Here is a 23870-nt window from a genome sequence, read left to right on the forward strand (position 1 = left end):
GAAGGTGTAAATAAAGAAGATGCCCAAAACTTCAAGAAGAAACTCGAAGATGCAGGAGCAAAAGTCGAAATCAAATAGTTTTCGGCTCTCTTTTTTCTGTTATTGTCAAATCTTAGATTCTAAGATTTGACTTTTTGCATTTATAGAATATTGTAAAAATGCTTTATAATTTCATCAAGTTTTTTAGAGTATTTTTGCTCGTTTGAATCCCCAAGAAAAATAAGGATATAACTTATGGCACATAATACAAAACTTAAAAATAGACTCCGCGCTGATTTTACCAAAAATCCTCAAAATATTGATGTTCCTAATCTCCTCCTTCTCCAAAGAAATAGTTATAATGATTTTCTTTGTATTGATGGTGATAAAGAATCTGGTATAGAGCGGGTTTTCAAGTCTGTTTTTCCTATCCAAGATAGTCAAAATCGCATTACACTTGAATATGCGGGGTGCAAATTTGGCAAACCCAAATATACGACAAATGAAGCAATGGTGCGTGGGGTAACCTATGCCATATCATTGCAAATCAAAATCCGCCTTGTGCTTTGGGAAAAAGACGAGAAAACAGGCGAAAGACTTGGCGTTAAAGATGTGAAAGAGCAAAATATTTTTGTGCGTGATATTCCACTAATGACAGATAGAACAAGCTTCATTATTAATGGTGTTGAGCGCGTTGTGGTTAATCAACTTCATCGTAGCCCGGGTATTATTTTTAAAGAAGAAGAATCAAGCACTTCATCAAATAAGCTTATTTACACAGGGCAGATTATCCCCGATAGAGGTTCTTGGCTATATTTTGAGTATGATTCAAAAGATGTGCTTTATGCGCGGATTAATAAACGTCGCAAGGTGCCTGTTACGATTATTTTGCGCGCTATGGGATATAGCAAACAAGATATTCTTAAAATTTTCTATCCTTTGCAAAATGTTAAATATAAAAGTGGCAAATATCTCATTCCCTTTGATATAGATAGCATTGGCAATCGTGCCGAGTTTGATATTAAAGATTCTAAGGGCAATCTCCTTATTGCTTCAGGCAAGAGATTATCTACTAAAAAAATCAAAGAACTCAAAGAGGCAAAAATTGATTTGATTGAATATCCAGTAGAAAATCTTGCAAATAAATTCCTTGCCCAGCCAGTGCTTAATGCACAAGGTGAGGTCATTTTTGACACACTCACACAGCTTGATGAGGGCAAGCTCAAAAAACTCCTTGAGCTTAAGATTAATGAATTTGTGATTGCTAATGATAGTGCGGTGGGTGTGGATAATTCTATTATTAATTCTTTTATTGCCGATGCAGAATCTCTAAAAATGCTTCGCCAACAAGAAAAAATTGATGATGAAAATGAACTTGCTGCGATTAGAATCTACAAAGTAATGCGCCCGGGCGAGCCTGTAACAAAAGAAGTGGCTAAAAGCTTTGTGAGACAGCTCTTTTTTGATAGTGAGCGTTATGATTTAACGCGTGTAGGGCGTATGAAGATGAATCATAAGCTTCAAATTGATGTGCCTGATTATATTACTATCCTTACACACGAGGATATTATTAAAACAATTCAATATCTCTTGAAAGTCAAAAATGGCTTAGGTAAAATTGATGATAGAGATCACTTAGGCAATCGTAGAATCCGCGCTATTGGCGAGCTTTTGGCAAATGAGTTGCACGCAGGACTTGTAAAAATGCAAAAAGCTATACGCGATAAGCTCACTTCTCTAAGTGGCACTTTTGATACGATTATGCCTCACGATTTAGTCAATGGTAAGATGATTACAAGCACAATTATGGAATTTTTCACAGGGGGACAACTCTCACAATTTATGGACCAAACCAATCCTCTATCAGAAGTTACGCATAAACGCCGATTGTCTGCACTTGGCGAAGGCGGGCTTGTAAAAGATAGAGTGGGCTTTGAAGCAAGAGATGTGCACCCTACACATTATGGGAGAATCTGCCCTATTGAGACACCAGAAGGACAAAATATTGGGCTTATTAATACGCTTTCAACTTATACGCGCGTGAATGATTTAGGATTCATTGAAGCTCCCTATAAAAAGGTAGAAAATGGTGTGGTTTCTAATGAAGTTGTTTATCTCACCGCGGCACAAGAAGAGGGCATTGTTATTGCTCCTGCAAGCACAGCAGTGGATAAGAATGGACGCATTATTGAAGATTTGATTGAGACAAGAAAAGATGGTGAGATTATTTTGAGTGAGAAATCTCGTGTGCAGCTTATTGACTTAAGTCCGCGTATGCTTGTAGGCGTAGCGGCTTCGCTCATTCCATTCCTTGAGCACGATGATGCTAACCGCGCCCTTATGGGGTCAAATATGCAGCGACAAGCTGTGCCTTTGTTTAAGCCTGATGCACCTGTGGTTGGGACAGGTATAGAGCAAATTATCGCTCGTGATTCGTGGGAAGCGATTAAAGCAACTCGTAGTGGCGTAGTTGAGCGGGTAGATTCTAAGAATATTTACATACTTGGCGAAGATAACAATGGCGCGTATATTGATCATTATCATCTCAATAAGAATCTCCGCACTAATCAAAATACTTGCTTCTCGCAGCAGCCTATTGTGCGAGTAGGAGATAAGGTAGAGCAGGGGCAGATTATTGCTGATGGTCCAAGTATGGATAATGGAGAATTGGCTCTTGGTAAAAATATTCGTGTGGCTTTTATGCCTTGGAATGGTTATAACTTTGAAGATGCGATTGTTGTGAGTGAAAAGCTGATTAAAGAAGATGCCTTTACTTCGATTCACATCTATGAAAAAGAGATTGAAGCAAGAGAGCTTAAGCACGGCATTGAAGAGATTACTGCTGATATTCCGGGCACAAAAGAATCTGAAACTGCCCACCTTGATGAGAGTGGGATTGTGCGCATAGGCACTTATGTGAGTGCAGGTATGATACTTGTGGGGAAAGTCTCTCCTAAAGGCGAAGTGAAACCAACGCCTGAAGAGCGACTTTTACGCGCTATTTTTGGTGAAAAAGCCGGACACGTAGTCAATAAATCTCTTTATTGTCCGCCCTCGCTTGAAGGAACGGTTGTAGATGTAAAGATTTTTACGAAAAAAGGCTATGAAAAAGATGCACGCGCAATGAGTGCGCACGATGAGGAAAAACGTGTGCTTGATATAGAGCATCACGATCGTTTGACGATGATTCAGCAAGAGGAAGCACTGCGAATCTCGCTTATGCTCTCTAAAGAAAAACTTGCAAGTGATGCGAAGGTTGCTGATAAAGTTTTCAAAAAAGGCACGCAAATTTCAAAAGAAGAACTCAATAGCTTTAATCCTTTCATACTAAGCACTCTTTTAAAGAGCTATTCTAAAGAGGTGCAAGGGCGCTATGAGCAGATAAAAACCAATTTCTTAGAGCAAAAGAAAACATTGGGTGAGGAGCACGAAGAAAAACTTTCTATCCTTGAAAAAGATGATATTTTGCCAAGTGGCGTTGTAAAACTTGTGAAAATTTACATCGCTACCAAACGCAAACTTAAAGTAGGTGATAAAATGGCAGGGCGACACGGAAATAAAGGTATCGTCTCTAACATCGTACCTATGGTAGATATGCCTTATACGGCTGATGGTGAGCCTGTGGATATTGTGCTTAATCCTTTGGGTGTGCCTAGCCGTATGAATATCGGGCAGATTCTTGAAGTGCATTTGGGGCTTGTAGGTAAGAATCTTGGAAAACAAATTAATGATATTTTTACCTCTCAAACAAAGCAATGGGTGAATACCTTGCGCACAAAGATGATTGAAATTGCTAAAGTTGTCAATGTCGATAATACATCAATGGTTGATTTTCTTAAAAAATTAGATGATGAGAGTTTGATTGCGTATGCACGAGATTGGAGTAATGGTGTGAAATTTGCCATTCCGGTATTTGAGGGCATTAAGCAAGAGCAGTTTGATAAACTTTTTGCTTTGGCAAAGATTGATACTGATGGCAAAACAGAGCTTTATGATGGCAAAACAGGCGAGAAAATGCGTGAGCGCGTAAATGTAGGCTATATGTATATGCTTAAACTTCATCATTTAGTAGATGAAAAAGTGCATGCACGAAGCACAGGTCCTTATTCTTTGGTTACACAGCAACCTGTGGGTGGAAAGGCACTCTTTGGAGGGCAGAGATTTGGGGAAATGGAAGTATGGGCGCTTGAAGCCTATGGTGCAGCTCATACCCTTAAAGAAATGCTGACAATTAAATCTGATGATACAGAGGGACGAAAAGCTGCATATAAGGCGATTACAAAAGGTGAGCCTGTTGGAGAATCTGAAATCCCAGAGACATTTTATGTGCTTACTAAAGAGCTACAATCTCTTGCTCTTGATGTGAATATTTATGGTGATGAAAAAGATGAAAATGGGCAACCTGTGCCTATTACGATAAAAGAAGATGATAGACCTAAGGATTTTAGCTCATTTCAGCTTGTGCTTGCAAGTCCAGAGAAGATTCTCTCTTGGAGCCATGGAGAAGTAAAAAAACCAGAGACTATTAATTATCGCACTTTAAAACCAGAGCGAGATGGGCTATTTTGCACCAAAATCTTTGGTCCAGTGCGTGATTATGAATGTCTTTGTGGTAAATACAAAAAAATGCGCTATAAGGGCATCGTGTGTGAGAAATGTGGTGTAGAAGTTACAAAAGCAAAAGTGCGCCGCTCAAGAATGGGGCATATTGAGCTTGTGGCGCCTGTGGCACATATTTGGTATGTAAGCTCATTGCCTAGTCGTATTGGCACTTTGCTAGGTGTAAAAATGAAAGACTTAGAGCGTGTGTTGTATTATGAAGCCTATATCGTTAAATCACCCGGTGAGGCATTTTATGACAATGAAGGCTCAAAGCCTATTATGAAATATGATGTATTGAATGAGGAACAATTCCAAAGCATCAATCAACGTTTTGAGCATACAGGATTTGTGGCACAAATGGGTGGAGAGGCGATTAAAGAATTACTCCAAGAGCTTGATTTAATGGTGCTTTTGGAGCAATTGCGTGAGGAGATTCGCTCTACAAATTCAGAAGCAAAGAAAAAGACAATTGTTAAACGTCTTAAGGTCGTGGAGGATTTTATTCACTCCGGCAGTCGCCCAGAATGGATGATGCTCACTATTCTCCCCGTGTTGCCACCAGATTTACGTCCTCTTGTGGCACTTGATGGTGGAAAGTTTGCAGTCAGTGATGTCAATGATCTCTATCGCCGCGTGATTAATCGCAATCAGCGCTTGAAACGACTTATTGAGCTTGATTCACCAGAAATTATTGTGCGCAATGAAAAGAGAATGTTGCAAGAAGCGGTTGATGCGCTTTTTGATAATGGTAGAAATGCAAATGCCGTCAAGGGTGCAAATAAACGACCACTTAAGTCTCTATCAGAGATTATTAAAGGCAAACAAGGACGATTTAGACAGAATCTTCTCGGTAAGCGCGTAGATTTCTCCGGACGAAGCGTGATTGTTGTGGGACCAAATCTCAAAATGGACGAATGTGGATTACCTAAAAATATGGCATTGGAGCTTTTCAAGCCACATTTATTTGCAAAGCTTGAGGAAAAGGGCTATGCGACTACACTCAAACAAGCCGTAAAAATGGTGAATCAAAAAACCAATGAAGTATGGGAATGTTTGCAAGAGATTGTTAATGGCTATCCTGTATTGCTTAATCGTGCACCGACTTTGCATAAGCAATCCATTCAAGCTTTCCACCCTAAGCTCATTGATGGCAAGGCGATTCAGCTTCACCCGCTAGTATGTTCAGCCTTTAATGCTGACTTTGATGGCGACCAAATGGCGGTGCACGTGCCACTCTCACAAGAAGCCATTACAGAATGTAAGGTATTGATGTTAAGTTCAATGAATATCTTGCTTCCTGCAAGCGGTAAAGCAGTAGCTGTGCCAAGCCAAGATATGGTTTTGGGCTTGTATTATCTCTCGCTTGAGAAAAAGGGCGTGAAGGGAGAGCATAAAATCTTTTCGGGTATTGATGAGATTGTTATGGCGGTTGAAATGGATGAGCTTGATATTAATGCGCGTATCAAAACCGTGTATGAGCGAAGAGTGATTGAGACCACAGCAGGACGTATGATTCTAAGCTCTATCTTGCCTGATTTTGTGCCTATCAATCTATGGAATCAGAAAATGAAGAAAAAAGATATAGGGGCATTGATTGATTATGTCTATAAAGAGGGAGGTTTGGGTATCACTGCAACTTTCCTTGATAATCTCAAGAATCTTGGATTTAAATACGCAACCAAAGCGGGTATCTCTATCTCCGCAGCAGATATTATTATCCCTCATAATAAGCTTGAAATGATTGATGAGGCTAAAAAAGAGATTAGGGAAAACCAAAGTGCGTTTGAGCAAGGAGCTGCCACTGCCCAAGAGCGATACAATAAGAGTATTGATATTTGGTCAGAAACAAGTGAGAAAATGGGCAAAATGATGATGGAGAAAATCAAAGATGACAAAGATGGTTTCAACTCTATCTATATGATGGCAGATTCAGGTGCGAGAGGAAGCGAGGCGCAGATTCGTCAGCTTTCTGCGATGAGAGGGCTTATGGCAAAACCTGATGGCACGATTATTGAAACACCTATTATCTCAAACTTTAAGGAAGGCTTAAATGTACTAGAGTATTTTAACTCTACACACGGCGCAAGAAAAGGTTTGGCTGATACCGCGCTTAAAACAGCAAATGCTGGGTATCTTACAAGAAAGCTCATTGATGTAAGCCAAAATATGAAGATTACTATTGAGGATTGTGGCACACACGAAGGTGTGGAGATTGCAGATATTACGGTGGGAAGTGATATGATTGAGCCGCTTGAGGAGCGTGTGATAGGACGTGTATTAGCGCGTGATATTATTGATCCTATTGCGAATGAGATTCTTTTGAGCGAGGGCGTACTCATTGATAGCGCTATGGCAAGACGCATTAAAGAGGCAAATGTCAAATCTGTGATGATACGCACCCCTGTAACTTGTAAAGCAAGTAAGGGTGTTTGTGCAAAATGCTATGGACTAAATCTTGGTGAATCTCAAATGGTTAAACCGGGCGAGGCAGTAGGGGTGCTTGCTGCACAAAGTATTGGTGAACCCGGCACGCAGCTTACATTACGCACATTCCACGTAGGTGGAACAGCAAGTAGAAGCACAGAAGAGAGACAAATTATTGCTAAAAAAGAAGGCTTTATACGTTATCACAATATCCGCACTTATACTAATCCCGAAGGGAAAAAGATTGTGGCAAATCGCAGAAATGCCGCGATTTTGGTTGTCGAGCCGCGTATTAAAGCAGAGTTTGATGGCGAAGTGCAAGTAGAGAGCGTGCATGATGAGGTGCATATTACGGTTGTGGGCGAGAAAAAGAAAACAGCGACTTATCGTGTCCGCAAAGATGATGTAGCTAAGCAAAATGAACTTGCCGGTGTGGCAGGAAAAATTGAAGGCAAACTCCTCGTACCACACGGAAGTGGCTATAAGGTAAAAGCTGGCGGTAGCATTGTAGATACAATTATAGATAGCTGGAATGTGCCTACGCGGATTCCTTATGGAAGTGAGCTTAAAGTAGAGGATAATGCACCTATTTCTCGAAAGATTACTGCTAAAGAAAAGGGCATTGTGAAGTTTTATACATTGCGTTCAGATACGCTTGAGCGCAATCATGATGTAAAAAAAGGTATGATTGTGTCTGAAAAAGGTATGTTTGCGGTGATTGCTGACCAAAATGATAGAGAGGCTATCCGCCATTATATCGCGCGTACCTCAAAGATTCTTATAGATGATAATAGCGAAGTGGATATAGATACACTTATTTCTGAACCAACTTCAAATGAGCAAATAGTGATTGCTGAATGGGATGCTTATAGCGATCCTATTCTTGCTGAACAAGCGGGAGTTGTATCCTTTAGGGATATTATCGCAGGGCTTACTGCAAGTGAGCAAGAAGATGAAAACACACATCAAAAGAGTCTTGTGATTAATGAATATATGCCCACAGGCTATAAACCAATGCTTGTAATCACAACTCCAAAAGGCAAAGAAATATCTTATCGTCTTGAATCTCGCACTTCTATTATGGTGGGAGATGGTGATAAAGTGGAAGTTGCAGATATTATTGCTAAAGTGCCTAAGGCATTGGTAAAATCTAAGGATATTACAGGCGGTCTCCCACGCGTAACAGAACTCTTTGAGGCAAGAAAGCCAAAAGATACGGCAATCCTCTCTGAACTCGATGGTATCGTGAGCTTTGGCAAACCTATACGAGGAAAAGAGCGCATTATTATCACTGCAGAAGATGGCAGGGTGGCAGAATACGCAGTGGATAAAAATAAGAAGATTCTTGTCCATGAGCAAGAGTTTATCCACGCAGGTGAAGCAATGACTGATGGCGTTGTTTCAAGCCACGATATTTTGCGCATTAGTGGAGAAAAAGAGCTTCATAAATATATTGTAAGTGAAGTGCAGCAAGTGTATCGTAGGCAGGGTGTAAGCATTGCCGATAAACATATTGAGATTATTGTTTCTCAAATGTTGCGCCAAGTCAAAATCGTTGATAGTGGGAATACGAAATTTATCGAGGGTGATTTAGTCAGTAAGCGGCATTTCAAAGAGGAAAATGAGCGAATCTTGAGTATTGGCGGTGAGCCTGCAATAGCTGAACCTGTATTGCTTGGTATCACACGTGCAGCTATTGGGAGTGATTCTATTATCTCAGCTGCATCATTCCAAGAAACCACAAAGGTTTTAACTGGAGCAAGTATTGCCGCCAAAAAAGATACGCTTGATGACCTCAAAGAAAATGTTGTGCTTGGGCGTATGATACCAGTGGGAACAGGCTTATATAAAAACAAAAAATTCTCTTACAAGACAAATGAACAGCATTTGGCTAAAAATGAAGAAGAATAGGCAATGCCTCTATTCTCTAAGAGAAATAAAAGTTTTTATAAGGTAGAATCCCCCACTTTTTGTTTTTAAATTTACATAAAAGGAAGCATCAGTGCCAACTATAAATCAGTTGATTAGGAAAGAAAGAAAGAAAGTAATCCGCAAGACGAAGTCTCCAGCATTGCTTGAATGCCCACAAAGACGAGGGGTATGCACACGCGTTTATACGACAACGCCTAAAAAACCAAACTCTGCGTTAAGAAAGGTTGCAAAAGTAAAGCTTACTTCTAAAGTAGAGGTGATTAGCTATATCCCGGGTGAAGGGCATAATCTCCAAGAGCACTCTATCGTGCTTGTGAGAGGTGGGCGTGTGAAAGACTTACCGGGGGTAAAATACCATATTATCCGCGGTGCACTAGATACAGCAGGTGTTGCAAAAAGAAGTGTTTCTCGTAGTAAATATGGTGCGAAAAAAGCCAAAGCAAGTGGCGATAAAAAATAATTTAAGGAGAGGGTAATGAGAAGACGAAGAGCTCCGGTTAGAGAGATTCTAGGCGATCCTATCTATAATAACAAAGTTGTAACAAAATTCATCAATAAGATGATGCTTGATGGCAAAAAAAGTGTGAGTGAAAAGATTATTTATGCTGCCTTTGAGCGAATCGAAGAAAAAAGTGGCGAAAAAGGCATAGAAGTATTTGAGAAAGCCCTTGAGCGCGTTAAACCTCTTGTAGAGGTAAGAAGTCGCCGTGTGGGTGGGGCAACCTATCAAGTGCCTGTTGAGGTGCGCCCAGCTCGTCAGCAATCGCTTTGCATTCGTTGGCTGCTTGAGGCTACACGCAAGAGAAATGAGCGCACAATGGTAGAGCGCCTTGCAAGTGAGCTTGTCGATGCGGCAAATGACAGAGGAGCAGCGTTTAAGAAAAAGGAAGATGTGCATAAAATGGCTGAAGCAAATAAAGCTTTTGCACATTATCGTTGGTAGGAAGGATAGGCAATGGCAAGAAAAACCCCTTTAACGAGGATTAGAAATATCGGTATTGCCGCGCATATTGATGCAGGCAAGACGACTACTTCAGAGCGGATTCTCTTTTATACAGGTGTGAGCCACAAAATCGGTGAAGTGCATGATGGTGCAGCAACGATGGACTGGATGGAGCAAGAAAAAGAGCGCGGGATTACCATTACTTCTGCGACTACGACTTGTTTTTGGAAAGATCATCAAATTAATCTCATTGATACTCCCGGACACGTGGATTTTACAATCGAAGTAGAACGTTCTATGCGTGTGCTTGATGGCGCAGTTGCTGTATTTTGTTCTGTGGGTGGTGTGCAGCCTCAAAGTGAGACAGTATGGAGGCAGGCAAATAAATATGGCGTGCCTCGTATGGTATTTGTGAATAAAATGGATAGAACAGGGGCAAATTTTTATAGTGTTGAAGAGCAGATTAAGCAGCGATTAAAAGCTAATCCTGTACCTATTAATATCCCCATTGGTGCGGAAGAAAATTTCAAAGGCGTTGTTGATTTGGTGCAAATGAAAGCGATTGTATGGAATGATGAATCAATGGGTGCAAAATACGATATTGAGGATATTCCTGCTGAACTTGTAGAAAAAGCGAATGAATACCGAGAAAAACTTCTTGAAGCCGCAGCCGAACAAGATGAAACTTTAATGGAAAAATATCTTGGTGGTGAGGAATTAAGCATTGAGGATATTAAAAAGGGTGTGAAAATTGGTTGCTTAAATATGAGTCTTATCCCTATGCTTTGTGGTTCAAGCTTTAAAAACAAAGGGGTGCAAACTTTGCTTGATGCGGTAGTGGATTATCTGCCTGCTCCCACAGAAGTAGCAGAGATTAAAGGCATTGATCCCAAAAATGATGCAGAGCTTAGCGTGGAATCAAGTGATGATGGCGCATTTGCAGGACTAGCTTTTAAAATTATGACTGATCCATTCGTGGGGCAGCTCACTTTCGTGCGTGCATATCGTGGCAAGTTAGAATCTGGGAGCTATGTGCTTAATTCTACAAAGGGCAAAAAAGAGCGTGTAGGGCGACTTTTGAAGATGCACTCGAATAAGCGCGAAGATATTAAAGAGATTTATGCAGGTGAGATTTGTGCGTTTGTAGGCTTGAAAGATACGATTACAGGTGATACGCTTTGTGATGAAAAAGTGCCGGTGATTTTGGAACGTATGGACTTCCCCGAGCCTGTGATTCAAATCGCGGTAGAGCCAAAAACTAAGGCAGATCAAGAGAAAATGTCTATCGCACTTGGCAAACTTGCCGAAGAAGATCCAAGCTTTAGAGTAAGCACACACGAGGAAACAGGGCAAACACTTATTGGTGGTATGGGTGAGCTTCACTTGGAGATTATTGTTGATAGGCTAAAACGTGAGTTTAAAGTCGAAGCGGAAGTGGGTGAGCCACAAGTTGCCTTTAGAGAGACTATTCGCACCGCGGTTGAACAAGAGTGCAAATATGCAAAACAATCAGGTGGGCGTGGGCAATATGGACACGTTCATATTCGCCTTGAGCCAAAAGAGCCGGGCAAGGGTTATGAGTTTGTAAATAATATCAGCGGTGGGGTGATTCCAAAAGAATATATTCCTGCGGTTGATAAGGGTATCCAAGAGGCAATGCAAAATGGTGTGCTTGCAGGATACCCCGTGGTAGATTTCAAAATAACACTTTATGATGGAAGCTACCACGAGGTGGATTCATCTGAAATGGCGTTTAAAATCGCCGGCTCTATGGCATTCAAAGATGCCTGTCGTAAGGCAAATGCAGTGTTATTAGAGCCTATGATGAAGGTTGAGGTGGAGGTCCCAGAAGAATATATGGGTGATGTGATAGGCGATTTAAATAGAAGAAGGGGACAAATTAATTCAATGGACGATCGCATGGGATTGAAGATTGTAAATGCTTTTGTTCCGTTGGCTGAAATGTTTGGCTATTCTACTGATTTACGTTCAGCCACACAAGGTAGAGGCACATACACAATGGAATTTGACCATTATGGCGAAGTGCCAAGTAATGTTGCTAAAGAAATTATAGAAAAACGAAAGGGGTAAATAATGAAAAAGTTAGTTTTTATTTTGGGTTTAGGTTTGATGTTTGCAGCGTGTGGAGATAATGCACAAGAGAGTGAAACAAAAGCTCCAGCAGTTGAAGATACTCCAACAGAAACTCCGGCTCCAGCGATTGATGTTCCAGCAGTTGCTCCAGCAGAAGAGACAACAGAACAAGCTCCAGCAGCAGAGGAAGCTACACAACCTGCTGAATCTACTACTGATGAAGCAAAGGCAGAGGATACTCCAAAAGATGAGGCTGAAGCTCCAAAAGAGGGCGAAGCTCAATAACTTAACTTAGGCTTCTTTCTCCTTTTTAAAGGAGAAAGGCAAAGGAAAAACAGATGTATAATTTTCTTCTCATATGTGTTTTATCCTTGGTATTTGTGGCTTGTTCGCAAGAGGACAAGGATACATCGGCTTCTCAAATTCAATCTACTTTAGATTCTCAACATACTTCAAATGCTACACAAGTCTCTCAAGAGGCAAGTGATTTGCCAACACAAGCAGTTGTAGAAACTACAGATTCTCATAATGTAGAAACACCAAGTGTAGAATCTAGTGCAGAGCCAAAAAAGAGTGATGCGGTAGCTCTTTATGCTAAATGTGCAGCGTGCCACGGCAAAGACGGCAGGAGTGTTGCGCCCGGTAGCGTAGGGAATGTATTAATTGCTTCATTGAATAAAGCGCAAGTTGTAGAGGCTCTTAAAGGTTTTCGTGCGCGGACTTTGAGCAAAGGTGGTAATTCTGTGATTATGTATATGCAAGCAAAGAATTTGAGTGATGAGGATATTGAAGCATTAGCCGAGTATATCAATGCTTTTTAATAAGTTTTTAGAGTGCTGTTTTTGGAAGTTTTTAGGCTTTATCTTTTACACAAAAAGAGTTTTTTTGAGAGCTTAAAATCATTCCTTTTTTTGTTTTTATTAAGGCACTTTAATTGCTCTAATAGCAAAGTCAAATGTTTTATAATACTTTGATACACTTCTTTTGTATAGCAAAAACACTCGTATAAATATTTCTTGCAAAGATGCTTTCAAATTTTTGCAAGTTTTATGATAAAAATTTTGTTATTTAGTAAGAATCTTTAGCCTTGGGCTTTCTTCTAAGTCTTATTATTGGTTGTATTTTCCCCATAGATTCAAAAAAATACTCTTGTATGAAAAAATAAGTAGCATCTAAGCCGGAGTGTTTATGCACAAGAGATTGTAGAAATAGGCATTCACAAGAAGAGATTGAGAGCAAAGGTTTAAGAAATATTTCCTCTATTTTTAAATACTTGAAAAGCGCAAAGTAAGCTTTTAGAGACTTATACCCTATCAAGCTTATAAATAATAGGCAATCGAATCCTTGTAGTGCGCTCCAAACGTGGAAAAGCTTTTTGTGCTCTTTTGACTGCATTAAGCGCGGCAAAATTAAGCGAGTGATGTGGGCAAGGCTCAATGAGATGGATATGTGATACATCGCCATTTTTATGGATAATAAATTCCACCACAACCTTATCTTCTAACCCCTGTTTTCTTGCCATAGGCGGATATTTATTTCTGCGATCAATAGCACTTTGAATCTTAGAGAAAAGCTCATCTTTGCTCCCCTCATTAAAGGCAAGTGTTTGAATCACATCGCCTTCTTCGAGCTTTTCACTCTGTTCTGTTTTGGGAGCTTTGCTTTGTGGGGTAATCTCCCCTGTCTCTTTAGCAATTTTCCCCTCTTCTTTTATAATCTCTTTGTGATGATGTTTTTTCTTATGAATTATAGGTTTTGGCGTATCTATTGTATTTTCATTTGATGAATGTGTAAAAGTAGCAAGAGAAATGGTTGTAGCATTATCGCCATTTTGTTGCAAATCCATTTCTTGAAAAAAGTCATATAAAGTAGCAAAAAGGGCAAAATGAAGCAAGAAGCTAATCGCAAAACCAGCATAGCTTGCTTTGGAAGCACTGCTATTTACAGCATTACTTTTGGGTTGCTTATTTGTTTTTTGTTGAAATGCCAAAGTTTTCATGCCCTTTCTCCTTTAAGATATCTACAATTTGGATAAAGCTCTCAAATTTCGAATCTTTATCGCTTTTGAGTTGAATAAGCGTTTTGTTATTGATAGCCTTAAGCTCAAGCTTAAGAGATTCTATATCAATTGGCTTATCATTAAAATAAATAGTATTCTTATCATCAATAGTGATAAGGATTGGCTTTTCATTTTTCTCTTGCTGATTTTGACTTGCATAGGGAAGCTCGACTTTGATTTGCCCCTGCGCAATAAAGGTTGATACACTTAGCACAATTGCTAATAACACAAGCATTACATCAATGAAAGGAACGATGTTTAAGCCGTCTCTTTTAGGAATTCTCATTATCTCGCCTTAGTTTATTTGTTGCATTCGCTTATAGCGGCTAAGTTCAATATCCATTTTGCGCACAAAGCAATTATAGACAATCAAAGTAGGAATTGCCACTACTAAGCCAAGAGCAGTTGCTTTGAGTGCAGTAGATAGTCCTATCATAATGCTTTGAGCGTCCATTCCTCCACTCATACCCATATCATAAAATGTAATCATAATCCCAATAACCGTGCCTAAAAGCCCCACATAAGGCGCATTAGAATAAATAATATAGAGTGCAGTGAGATTCTTACTCAATGCCTCCTCAAGTACTTCTTCATTTGGATAATCTTTGGAATCAAGGCGTATAAAAAAGATGAGTCTCTCACAGCTAAACCATACGCTCAAAAAGCTCATTAAGCCAAGAATGGCAAAAATGATATGGTCGATATTATCTTTTAGAAACTCCATTATGATACTCCGTATTTCAAAGTATTCGATGAAGCGCATATTATAAAAATTATTCTTAATATAAGTTTATATTTCCTTTTAACTTCACTTAAAGTTTTTATTTCACTTTTAGCTTAGTTTTTTTAGGCTACAATTTAGTTTATTAAGTAGATTTCCTAAAGGAAGCATAATGAAGCCTCATATTATTCGATTTAGCGTATCTTTACCAAAGCCCCTGCTTGAAACCTTAGTTGAACGTTTGACGCATAAGGGTTATTCTTCGCGTTCAGAAATTGTGCGTGATATGATACGTGAAAAACTCAATGAGGAAGTATGGAGCAGTGGTGCAGAAAATACGCAAGGTGTAGCAGTTTTGACAATTATTTATGATCATCATCAGCGCGAACTTAATCAAAGAATTATTGATATTCAGCACAATAACACACATAAGAGCAATGTAGAGATTCTATGTAGCACACACGTGCATTTAGATCATCATAATTGCTTAGAGAGCATTATTTTACGCGGTAAGAGGAGCAATATCGAGGATTTGAGCATTGAAATTGGCGGCTTAAAGGGTGTGAAATTCTCAAAACTTACACGCGCAAGTGCCTTTGAATAAGGGCATAAAAATGATAAGGGCAAAGTAATTGCAAGGGTAGTTTATGCAAGGCTTTGTGGCAATTTATGGCGGAAGCTTTGATCCCTTACATAAAGGACATAGTGAGATTATCAAAGCTCTATGCGAGAATCCACGCTATTGGCATATTATTTTAATGCCAAATTATACTAATCCGCTTAAAACTCCTCCCCTTTTTAGCCCGATGCAACGATTGCAAATGTGCGAATCTATTGCCAAAGTATATAATGAGCAATATCCCCCCCTTTCGTCTCTACCGCGCGTGAGTGTGAGTGATTATGAAGTGCTACAAAATCGCCCTGTATTTAGCATAGAGAGCATTTCTCATATAAAACTTAATATGAGGGCGCATTTTCCTCAAGCACAATATGTTTTTGTGCTGGGGAGTGATGCTTTGGCGCATTTAGGCAAATGGCATAAACCACAGGAAATATGCCAAATGGTGCAATTTGTGGTAATTAAGCGAGAGGGGGAGACATATACCTCCCACGCATCTCAAAGCAAACATACAGATGCGCATTTTCCTCTTGCTCCACAAGTAATTGAGCAAATAAAATTAGAGCATTTTGGTGCATTATCCTCAAGTGCAGTGCGCCTATTACTACAAAATGGAGATATGCAAAGCGCACTTGAAAAAATACCCCCAAGTATTCATAGCATTATACAAGCACATTTTAGGCTATAATGCGCTTTATTTTTAAAGGAGTGCCATTGCAGAGCCAGACACAGCCTATACATTCACAAACCTTGCAGGAGCGCATAGCTTATATTTGCGCACTTTTAGAGGACAAAAAGGGTGAGGATATTGAAGTTTTTGATTTGAGTGATAAAGATTATATCGCTAGGGGCGTGATTATTGTGAGCGCAATGGTAGGCAAACACGCCTTTGCTTTGCTTGATCATCTAAAGAGTGAGCTAAAGCCTAAGGGGGAGGTTTTTTATGCCACAGATGAAGAGAGCGAGGATTGGGTAATTGCGGATTTGGGTGATATTATGATTCATATCTTTACCCCTAATCATCGCAAAAAATTTAATCTCTCGGAGTTTTTACATACATTAAATAAAAAATCAATCGATTGATTAATTTTTTTCAGCTAGAATCTCTGCAAAGCCAAAGAAGTAAAGCCAAAAGCAATACTTAAGAGGCAGTTTTTTGTAAGAGGAAGAGATGAGAAAAATTTTCTTATTGGTTGTTATTTTTCTTGTTTCTTATGCAAAAGCATATAGTACAAAAGAGGAGAGCATAGAGTATTATATCAAACTTGCTAGGGAGCATTATCCGCTTTCACATAATACACAGCTTTTAGATAATGCCCTTACTCTTACACTCAAAGAGCTTAATACTCATTTTATTCCGCAGTTGCGTTTGAGTGGCAAACTCTCTTACCAAAGCGAAGTAACAACCCTGCCTTTTGATTCTCTGCCGAGCGCATTTTCATTTGACTATAAGCCCTTAAGCAAAGATCAATACCAATTTGTCCTTGAGGTAAGCCAACCTCTGCTTGATATGGCACATTTTGTCAAAAAAGATATGACTAAAGCGCAAATTGCTACGCAAAAAGAAGATGTAGCCCTCTCTTTGTATCAAATCAATCAATCTGTGATTGAATATTTTTTTGCCCTTTTGCTTTTAAACGAACAAATTAACCAAAATAAGCTCCATATCAAGGAGTTAAGCAAGAATCTCCGCAATCTTGAGATACTCTATAAAAATGGCGCAATGACAAAAGAAGCACTCAATAAGATTCATATTGAGATTCTAAATACACAAAAAATCGCCGAAGAACTACAAAGCCAAAAAGAAATAGCACTTCATAGTCTCTGCTCCTTGACTGCACACCAAGTGAGCGAGAATCCGCTTGTGCCAAATTTTGATGAGCAAAAAGCATTTTTACAGAGTGTGCAGCACTATCTTTATACAAAAGCTCACTCTGTGGAGGATAGAGAATCAAGCAATCTTGCAATAAGGGAGTTAAGAGAAAGTGGGCAAGCTATCTTTACTTATCGCCCTGAAAATATGTATTTTATGGCAAAAGAGAGGGAGATGCAAACACAAAAAAAGCTAGAGAGAGCTAAAATCTTCCCTTATATTGATCTTTTTGTGCAAGGTGGATATGGCAATCCTAGTCTTAATTTTTTACGCGGCGAAGCCGCACCTTATTATATCGCGGGGGTGCGCTTAAGCTGGGATTTGAGTAATCTCTACTCAATATCACAACATAATGAGCTTATACATAATCAAATCTTGCGTCTTGGCTCACAAAGAGAAGCCTTTATCCTTAAAAGCCAAATCGCACTCAATAAACATATTAAAAATGCAAATAATCTCCTTGCGCAAATGCAAGATGATGAGCAAATCGTGGCTTTACGCGAGAAGATTTTGCAATCTCAAGAGGCAAAGCTAAAGCAGGGCATTTTAAGCATTAATGATTTTATTACAGATATTAATAATCTTAATCTTGCAAGATTACAGCAAAACTACACAAAGATTGAGTTTTTGATGCAAATTTATCATATCAAGCAGATTCTTAATGTGTGGCAATATGAATAAGCTATAAGCAAAAGGGAGTAAAAATGAGCAAGATAGGCGCAGTGATTGTGTGTATAGCATTGTTTTTTAGCGCGTGCGAGCAGAGGAATACATTTGATGCAATGGGTATTTTTGAAAGCGATGAGATTCTTATTGCTGCTGAAGTGAGTGGGAAGATTTTAGATTTTAATGTAAAAGAGGGTGATTGGCTTAAAAGTGGAGAATTGCTTGGGCGTATTGATACTTCACAGCTTGAATTAAAACAACAAAAAATAGAGCTTGAATTGCAACAAGCCCTCAAGGAGCAAGAACGTTTTTTAAAACTTTATCAAGCAAATGCTACAACAAAGCAGAATCTTGAAAATGCGGATTTGAAAGTTTTGCTTTTGCAACAAGAATCACAGATTATCGCAGATGAGATTTCTCGCGCAAAGATTATCTCGCCTATTGATGGGGTGGTGCTAGAAAAATATGCTTTTAATGGAGAGCTAAGCACCCCCAATAAAATTTTATTGCGTGTAGCAAACACACAAGCCTTGCGACTAAAGGCATATATAAGCAATGTAGATTTAAGCCGCATACGCTTAGGCGATAAGGTAAGGGTATTGAGCGATTTTGGAGAGGATTATAGGGAATATGAGGGAGTGATTACTTGGATAGCAAGTGAGGCAGAATTTACCCCAAAGACAATAATGACAAAACAAGAGAGGCATAATCTCGTATATGCAGTAAAAATTGATGTGCAAAATGATGGATATATTAAGATTGGCTCGTATGGGGAAGTGCTTTTAGGGCAGCAAGAATAGGGATTATAAATGCAATATGGAGTGAGCGCACATCATATCAGTAAAAGTTTTGATGGGCAAAAAGTTTTAGATGATATGAATCTTGAGGTGCATACAAATGAGCTTTTTGGCATTATAGGGGCAGATGGCGCGGGTAAAAGCACATTATTAAAAATCTTTGCAACCCTCCTTTTGGCTGATAGTGGAGAATGCAGTGTGGCAGGATATGATGTGGTGCGCGATTTTTTACGCATTAGGAATATCATAGGATATATGCCCGGTAGTTTTAGCCTCTATGCAGATTTAAGTGTATTTGAGAATCTGCAGTTTTTTGCACATATCTTTCATACAAGCATTGAGGAAAATTATGATTTGATTAAGCATATCTATGCTGCCCTAGAGCCATTTCAAAAACGAAAGGCAGGGGCATTATCTGGGGGAATGAAGCAAAAACTTGCGCTGTGCTGCACACTTATTCATAAGCCACAGGTGCTTTTTCTTGATGAGCCAACCACAGGCGTAGATGTGGTGAGTAGGCAAGAGTTTTGGGATATTTTGCAAGAACTCAAATCTCAAATGACTATCATTGTCTCTACGCCCTATATGGACGAGGCAAAGCTATGTGATAGAATCGCCCTTATGGCTAATGGCAAGATTCTTAGTTGCGATAGCCCTTCAAAAATATGTGAATGCTTTCCCCATAGGCTTTTTGAATGCAAGAATCTCTCCCCTCATCACCTTCCGCTCATTCGCGCCCTAGAATCTGTGCATTCTTGTTTTTTATTTGGGCAAAGTTATCATATTGTTTTTAAACACAATGCCCCTATTGAGAGCATTCTTAATAAGGAGCCTTTCAATAATGCAGAGTGTAGAGAGATAAAAGCAGAAGTGGAGGATTGCTTTATGGAGCTTTTATTATGAGTGAAGAAAAAGTGATTGAGGTTACACATCTCACAAAGCGTTTTGGTGATTTTGTGGCAGTTAATCGTATTAGTTTTGATGTGAAAAAAGGCGAGGTGTTTGGATTTTTGGGAGCAAATGGCGCAGGAAAAACCACAGCGATGAAGATTCTTTGTGGATTGAGTGTGCCAAGTGATGGGCAAGGTAAGGTAGCTGGATTTGATATTGTAAAAGAAAATGAAAAAATCAAACAACACATAGGATATATGAGCCAAAAATTTTCGCTCTATAATGATTTAAAAGTATGGGAGAATCTCTATCTTTTTGGGAGGATTTATGGGCTTAAACACAAAGAGACAATGCAGAGGATTGATGTGTTTTTAGAGCGATTTTCACTTATAGAGCAAAAAAATGAATTTGTCGCCAAACTCCCACTTGGCTGGAAGCAAAAACTTGCCTTTTGTGTAGCAAATTTTCATAATCCAAAGATTATTTTTCTTGATGAGCCAACAGGCGGGGTTGATCCTATTACAAGAAGGCAATTTTGGGAGCTTATTTATGAAGCGGCTGCAAATGGAACCTCTATATTTATTACTACGCATTATATGGACGAGGCGGAGTATTGCCATAGAGTAAGCATTATGGTTGATGGCAAGATTAATGCGCTTGGTAGCCCAAGTGAGCTTAAAAAGCAATTTAGCAAAACAAGTATGAATGATGTGTTTTATCATATCGCTAAAAGTGCAAAAAGAAGTGATGTATGAATAAAAAATCCTATGCTTTTTTAGCTTTTGTAAAAAAAGAATTTTATCATATCACGCGGGATATTCGCACAATGATGATTTTACTTTGTATGCCCATAGTGCAGATTCTACTCTTTGGCTTTGCGCTTAATACTGAAGTTAATCATATCAAATTTGCCGTGCTTGATGTATCGCGCGATGCTTTGAGTGAGAGTATCACGCACACTTTTGTAGCAAATAGCTCTTTTGAGTTTATAGGGTATGTGGATTCTCAAAAGAAATTAGAGCATATTTTTAATACAAATGTTATTGATATGGTGCTTGTGTTTGGGAGCGATTTTGGGCGCAAACCTACCTTGCAAATCATACTTGATGCGAGCGATCCAAATCGTGCGAGTATGATTAATATGTATGCTTCAAATATTATTTCTGGCATCTTTAGAGAGCATTTACATAGCCATAGTCAAATGCCTATTGTGCCACTTACAACGATGCTTTTTAACCCGCAAGGCAAGAGTGTGTATAATTTTGTGCCCGGATTGCTTGGTATGGTTTTAATGCTTATTTGTGCGATGATGACTTCAGTTTCGCTTGTGCGTGAGAGGGAGCAGGGGAGTATGGAGATTCTGCTTGTTTCTCCCATAAAGCCTTTTTTTATGATTGCAGCCAAGATTATTCCTTATTTTGCGCTCTCTTGTGTGAGTTTGGTTGTGGTGCTTTTAGTTTCTACGCTTGCTCTTGGGCTACAAATCGCAGGAAGTCTTATAAGCTTACTTCTTTTTTGTATGCTCTATATTGCGCTTACTTTAAGTATTGGGCTTTTGGTTTCAAGTATTGCTAAAACCCAAATTGTGGCTATGCTCATTTGTGGTATGGTTTTTATGATGCCCATTATTATGCTCTCTGGTATGCTTTTTCCCATAGAATCTATGCCCCTTATTTTGCAATATTTCTCACATATTATTCCAACAAAATGGTTTATTATGGGCGTAAAAAAGATTATGATTGAGGGGCTTAGTTTTTCTTATGTGCTGAAAGAAACTTGCATTTTATGCGCTATGCTTGGAATCATTCTTTTAATTAGTCTTAAAAAATTTAAGATGAGGCTTGCCTAATGCTCTTTCTTATACAAAAAGAATGTAAGCAGATTCTGCGCAATACATTTTTACCAAAACTCATTTTTGTCTTTCCCATAGTGGTTATTTTAGTGTTGCCTTGGGCGACAAATATGGAGATAAAAAATGTCAATGTAGGCATTGTGGATTTTGATAAAAGCAGCACATCAAGAAGTATTATAATGAAAATCTCATCTTCGCCTTATTTTCATATTGTGCTTTCTACAAATGATATGCAAGAGGCGTATCATTGTATTGACAACAATGTGTGTGATATACTCTTAGAGTTTCCATCACATTTTGAAAGCACAATTTTTAAAGAAAAACAAGCTAAGCTTGGTATTTATGCCAATGCCATAAATGGCATCAAAGGTTCGCTTGGAGCGGGGTATTTAAGCACTATCATTATGAACTTTGCAAAGGAAAAATCAAGCCATTTTGAGCCAATTCAGGCACAAGCACTTAGTTTTTATCGTTTCAATCCGCATTTAGATTATAAGATTTATATGATTCCGGCTCTTTTGGGTATGGTTTTGACACTTATTTGTGGATTTTTGCCTGCATTTAATATTGTGGGCGAAAAAGAGAGGGGTAATATTGAGCAAATGAATGTAACGCCCATATCAAAGTTTGTTGTGATTCTCTCAAAGCTTATCCCGTATTGGATTATTGGGCTATTTGTGCTTAGTCTATGTTTTTTGCTCGCCTTTTTGGTTTATAATCTTAGCGCAAGAGGAAGCTATGGGCTTATTTATCTTTTTTCATTGAGTTATATTTGTGTTGTGTCAGGGATTGGGCTTATTATTTCAAATTATTCTCGCACAATGCAACAAGCAATGTTTGTGATATTTTTCTTTATGCTGATTTTGGTGCTTATGAGCGGACTTTTTACTTCGATAAAATCTATGCCAAGCTGGGCGTATTATCTTACCTATATTAATCCTTTGCGATATTTTATGGAATCTTTGCGTCTTATTTTTCTCAAAGGGAGTTCATTTGTAGATATTTGGCACAATTTTGTGGCTTTGCTCCTTTTTGCAGGATTGTTTAATCTTTGGGCAGTCCTCTCCTATAAAAAGAGAGCATAATTGCTATATGAGTGAGGGATAAATGGCAAAAAAGGACACAAGAAGACATATCATCAAAGTAGCTGCCAAACTCTTTGCACGCAAAGGCTATGTAGCAACTTCAACGCGTGAAATTTGCAAAGAAGCAAATGTGAATCTTTCTTTGATTGCTTATTATTTTGGAGGCAAAGAGGGCTTGTTTAAAGCCATTGTAGAGGAATGTTTTCAGCCTATATTTGCTTTTATTGAGGCAAATAAAAATACGCAATCACCTATAGAATGCCTACAAAATTATTTTATTTGCATTAAACATTACGCCCAAGATGAATATTTTGGCTTATTTTTGGCAAAGCTCATTTCTAGCCCATTTTTTGAATTTGTCGCTCAAAATTATAGTCTTAAGGTTTTTAATTTTGTGAAAGGCATTATTGAAAAAGGCATTACGCAGGGCATTTTTCGTGAAAATCTTCATATCAAATACACCTGCATCTCGCTTCTTAGTATGTTAAATTTTTATATTGTCAATCAAAAAGCCCTAGATCAAGCTATTGAAATCTTTGATGATGAAGATTATTTTGCCCACACTTTTGAGCTTTTTCTGTGTGGGATTAAAAAAAGCTAAATGGTTTTTATGTAAATCTCTGTGTAAGCTCATAGATTTTAATATTTTTTTCATTTTCTTAAAGATAGAATCCTAGCCTTATACCTACTCTTAAGGAGCAAAAATGAAAGAGACATTATTACTGCAAGCCAAATATAACAAATTTGCTAATACGAGAATGTTTTTGCTTCTGCAAAAGTTACCAAAAGAGCAGCTTTATAAGGATTGTGGTTTGTATTATGGGAGCATTATGAAAACCGCCGAGCATAGCCTATGTGGGAGTATTTCACTCTTTTTGGGAAAGTTAAGCGCATTTGTGGATTCTAAGCCTGATTGCTTAGAGGAGATATTGAGCTATGCAACGCCTGATTTTAGTCTTAAAGAGGATATTTTCACAGATATAGCAGCTTTTGCTTCTTTGCAAGAGCGCGTAGATGGGATAATCATTGAGCTTATTGAGAAAATGAATGATTTTTCTAAAACTGAAGTTTTGCATTTAGATGAAGATGTGAGTTTTCGAAGAAGTCGGGCATTATTGATTTTAGCTCTGCTTAATCACACCACGCATCACAGAGGACAAATTGCCGGTGCGCTTGATATACTCGGCATAGAAAACGACTTTGGCGGAATGCTTGGAATGTCTTAGGGAGATAGGTTTTATCTTTTTTAGATTTTATTTTGATGAGGTTTTTAGAATCTTTTATCTCCTTATGGATTTTTCAATAGACTTTTTAAAACCTTGTTTTTATAAGA

Annotated in this window: 21 protein-coding genes; 18 read left to right on the top strand and 3 right to left on the bottom strand. The window is 38.6% G+C overall.

What is annotated here, in order from left to right; genetic code table 11:
• From J1E28_RS04695 to J1E28_RS04725, 7 genes are all read left to right on the top strand, one after another.
• On the top strand, positions 1-78 hold a 78-nt coding region (locus J1E28_RS04695), incomplete at its 5' end, for a ribosomal protein L7/L12 (protein ID WP_291027292.1).
• A gap of 156 nt (positions 79-234) precedes the next feature.
• Entirely contained in the window at positions 235-8916 is an 8682-nt protein-coding gene (locus J1E28_RS04700) for a DNA-directed RNA polymerase subunit beta/beta' (RefSeq protein ID WP_291027250.1), read from the top strand.
• A 91-nt stretch (positions 8917-9007) separates the two neighbouring features.
• Complete coding sequence (rpsL, locus tag J1E28_RS04705; RefSeq protein ID WP_034326268.1) at positions 9008-9397, top strand: 30S ribosomal protein S12; 390 nt, start codon at positions 9008-9010, stop codon at positions 9395-9397.
• 15 nt (positions 9398-9412) lie between these two features.
• The gene (gene rpsG, locus J1E28_RS04710) at positions 9413-9880 is read left to right on the top strand and encodes a 30S ribosomal protein S7 (protein WP_291027255.1); all 468 of its coding nucleotides are present in this window, start codon (positions 9413-9415) and stop codon (positions 9878-9880) included.
• A 12-nt stretch (positions 9881-9892) separates the two neighbouring features.
• Positions 9893-11971 (top strand): elongation factor G, encoded by a 2079-nt coding sequence (fusA, locus tag J1E28_RS04715; protein ID WP_291027257.1) that lies wholly within the window; start codon positions 9893-9895, stop codon positions 11969-11971.
• A 3-nt stretch (positions 11972-11974) separates the two neighbouring features.
• A complete protein-coding gene (locus tag J1E28_RS04720) occupies positions 11975-12259 on the top strand; it encodes a hypothetical protein (RefSeq protein WP_291027259.1) in 285 nt (94 codons plus the stop codon).
• Between the two features lie 53 nt (positions 12260-12312).
• Positions 12313-12795, top strand: a complete 483-nt coding sequence (locus tag J1E28_RS04725; protein ID WP_291027261.1) for a c-type cytochrome — start codon at positions 12313-12315, stop codon at positions 12793-12795.
• A 482-nt stretch (positions 12796-13277) separates the two neighbouring features.
• On the opposite strand, the gene J1E28_RS04730 is transcribed toward J1E28_RS04725, so the two are convergent.
• The 3 genes from J1E28_RS04730 to exbB are packed head-to-tail and all read right to left on the bottom strand — an operon-like array spanning position 13278 to position 14757.
• On the bottom strand, positions 13278-13973 hold the full coding sequence (locus J1E28_RS04730) for an energy transducer TonB (protein ID WP_291027263.1): 696 nt from the start codon (positions 13971-13973) through the stop codon (positions 13278-13280).
• Positions 13939-14319, bottom strand: coding sequence for a TonB system transport protein ExbD (gene exbD / locus J1E28_RS04735; RefSeq protein WP_291027265.1), 381 nt, complete (start codon positions 14317-14319; stop codon positions 13939-13941). The genes J1E28_RS04730 and exbD overlap by 35 nt, the downstream gene beginning before the upstream one ends.
• 9 nt (positions 14320-14328) lie before the next feature.
• The gene (exbB, locus tag J1E28_RS04740) at positions 14329-14757 is read right to left on the bottom strand and encodes a TonB-system energizer ExbB (RefSeq protein WP_291027267.1); all 429 of its coding nucleotides are present in this window, start codon (positions 14755-14757) and stop codon (positions 14329-14331) included.
• Between the two features lie 169 nt (positions 14758-14926).
• Here exbB and nikR point away from each other — a divergent pair, with 169 nt between their 5' ends.
• From nikR to J1E28_RS04795, 11 genes are all read left to right on the top strand, one after another.
• Complete coding sequence (gene nikR, locus J1E28_RS04745) at positions 14927-15358, top strand: nickel-responsive transcriptional regulator NikR (RefSeq protein WP_291027269.1); 432 nt, start codon at positions 14927-14929, stop codon at positions 15356-15358.
• Positions 15359-15401: 43 nt separating this feature from the next.
• Complete coding sequence (locus tag J1E28_RS04750) at positions 15402-16061, top strand: nicotinate-nicotinamide nucleotide adenylyltransferase (protein ID WP_291027271.1); 660 nt, start codon at positions 15402-15404, stop codon at positions 16059-16061.
• 26 nt (positions 16062-16087) lie between these two features.
• Complete coding sequence (gene rsfS / locus J1E28_RS04755; protein WP_291027273.1) at positions 16088-16456, top strand: ribosome silencing factor; 369 nt, start codon at positions 16088-16090, stop codon at positions 16454-16456.
• Between the two features lie 88 nt (positions 16457-16544).
• Complete coding sequence (locus tag J1E28_RS04760; protein ID WP_291027275.1) at positions 16545-17927, top strand: TolC family protein; 1383 nt, start codon at positions 16545-16547, stop codon at positions 17925-17927.
• A gap of 23 nt (positions 17928-17950) precedes the next feature.
• Complete coding sequence (locus J1E28_RS04765) at positions 17951-18712, top strand: efflux RND transporter periplasmic adaptor subunit (protein WP_291027277.1); 762 nt, start codon at positions 17951-17953, stop codon at positions 18710-18712.
• A 9-nt stretch (positions 18713-18721) separates the two neighbouring features.
• Positions 18722-19612 carry an ABC transporter ATP-binding protein gene (locus J1E28_RS04770; RefSeq protein WP_291027279.1) on the top strand — a complete coding sequence of 297 codons (891 nt, stop codon included), beginning with the start codon at positions 18722-18724 and terminating at the stop codon, positions 19610-19612.
• Positions 19609-20355, top strand: coding sequence for an ABC transporter ATP-binding protein (locus J1E28_RS04775; protein ID WP_291027281.1), 747 nt, complete (start codon positions 19609-19611; stop codon positions 20353-20355). Before J1E28_RS04770 ends, J1E28_RS04775 begins: the two co-directional genes overlap by 4 nt.
• Positions 20352-21449, top strand: coding sequence for an ABC transporter permease (locus J1E28_RS04780; RefSeq protein ID WP_291027283.1), 1098 nt, complete (start codon positions 20352-20354; stop codon positions 21447-21449). The genes J1E28_RS04775 and J1E28_RS04780 overlap by 4 nt, the downstream gene beginning before the upstream one ends.
• Positions 21449-22537, top strand: coding sequence for an ABC transporter permease (locus J1E28_RS04785; protein ID WP_291027285.1), 1089 nt, complete (start codon positions 21449-21451; stop codon positions 22535-22537). The genes J1E28_RS04780 and J1E28_RS04785 overlap by 1 nt, the downstream gene beginning before the upstream one ends.
• Before the next feature lie 22 nt (positions 22538-22559).
• Positions 22560-23138: a TetR family transcriptional regulator gene (locus tag J1E28_RS04790; RefSeq protein ID WP_291027288.1), complete on the top strand. Its 579-nt coding sequence runs from the start codon at positions 22560-22562 to the stop codon at positions 23136-23138.
• Between the two features lie 103 nt (positions 23139-23241).
• Positions 23242-23763, top strand: coding sequence for a DinB family protein (locus tag J1E28_RS04795; RefSeq protein WP_291027290.1), 522 nt, complete (start codon positions 23242-23244; stop codon positions 23761-23763).
• The last annotated feature ends 107 nt before the right edge of the window (positions 23764-23870 follow it).

The sequence above is a fragment of the Helicobacter sp. genome, assembly GCF_022511165.1.
In the GTDB taxonomy this organism is placed as follows: Bacteria; Campylobacterota; Campylobacteria; order Campylobacterales; family Helicobacteraceae; genus Helicobacter_C.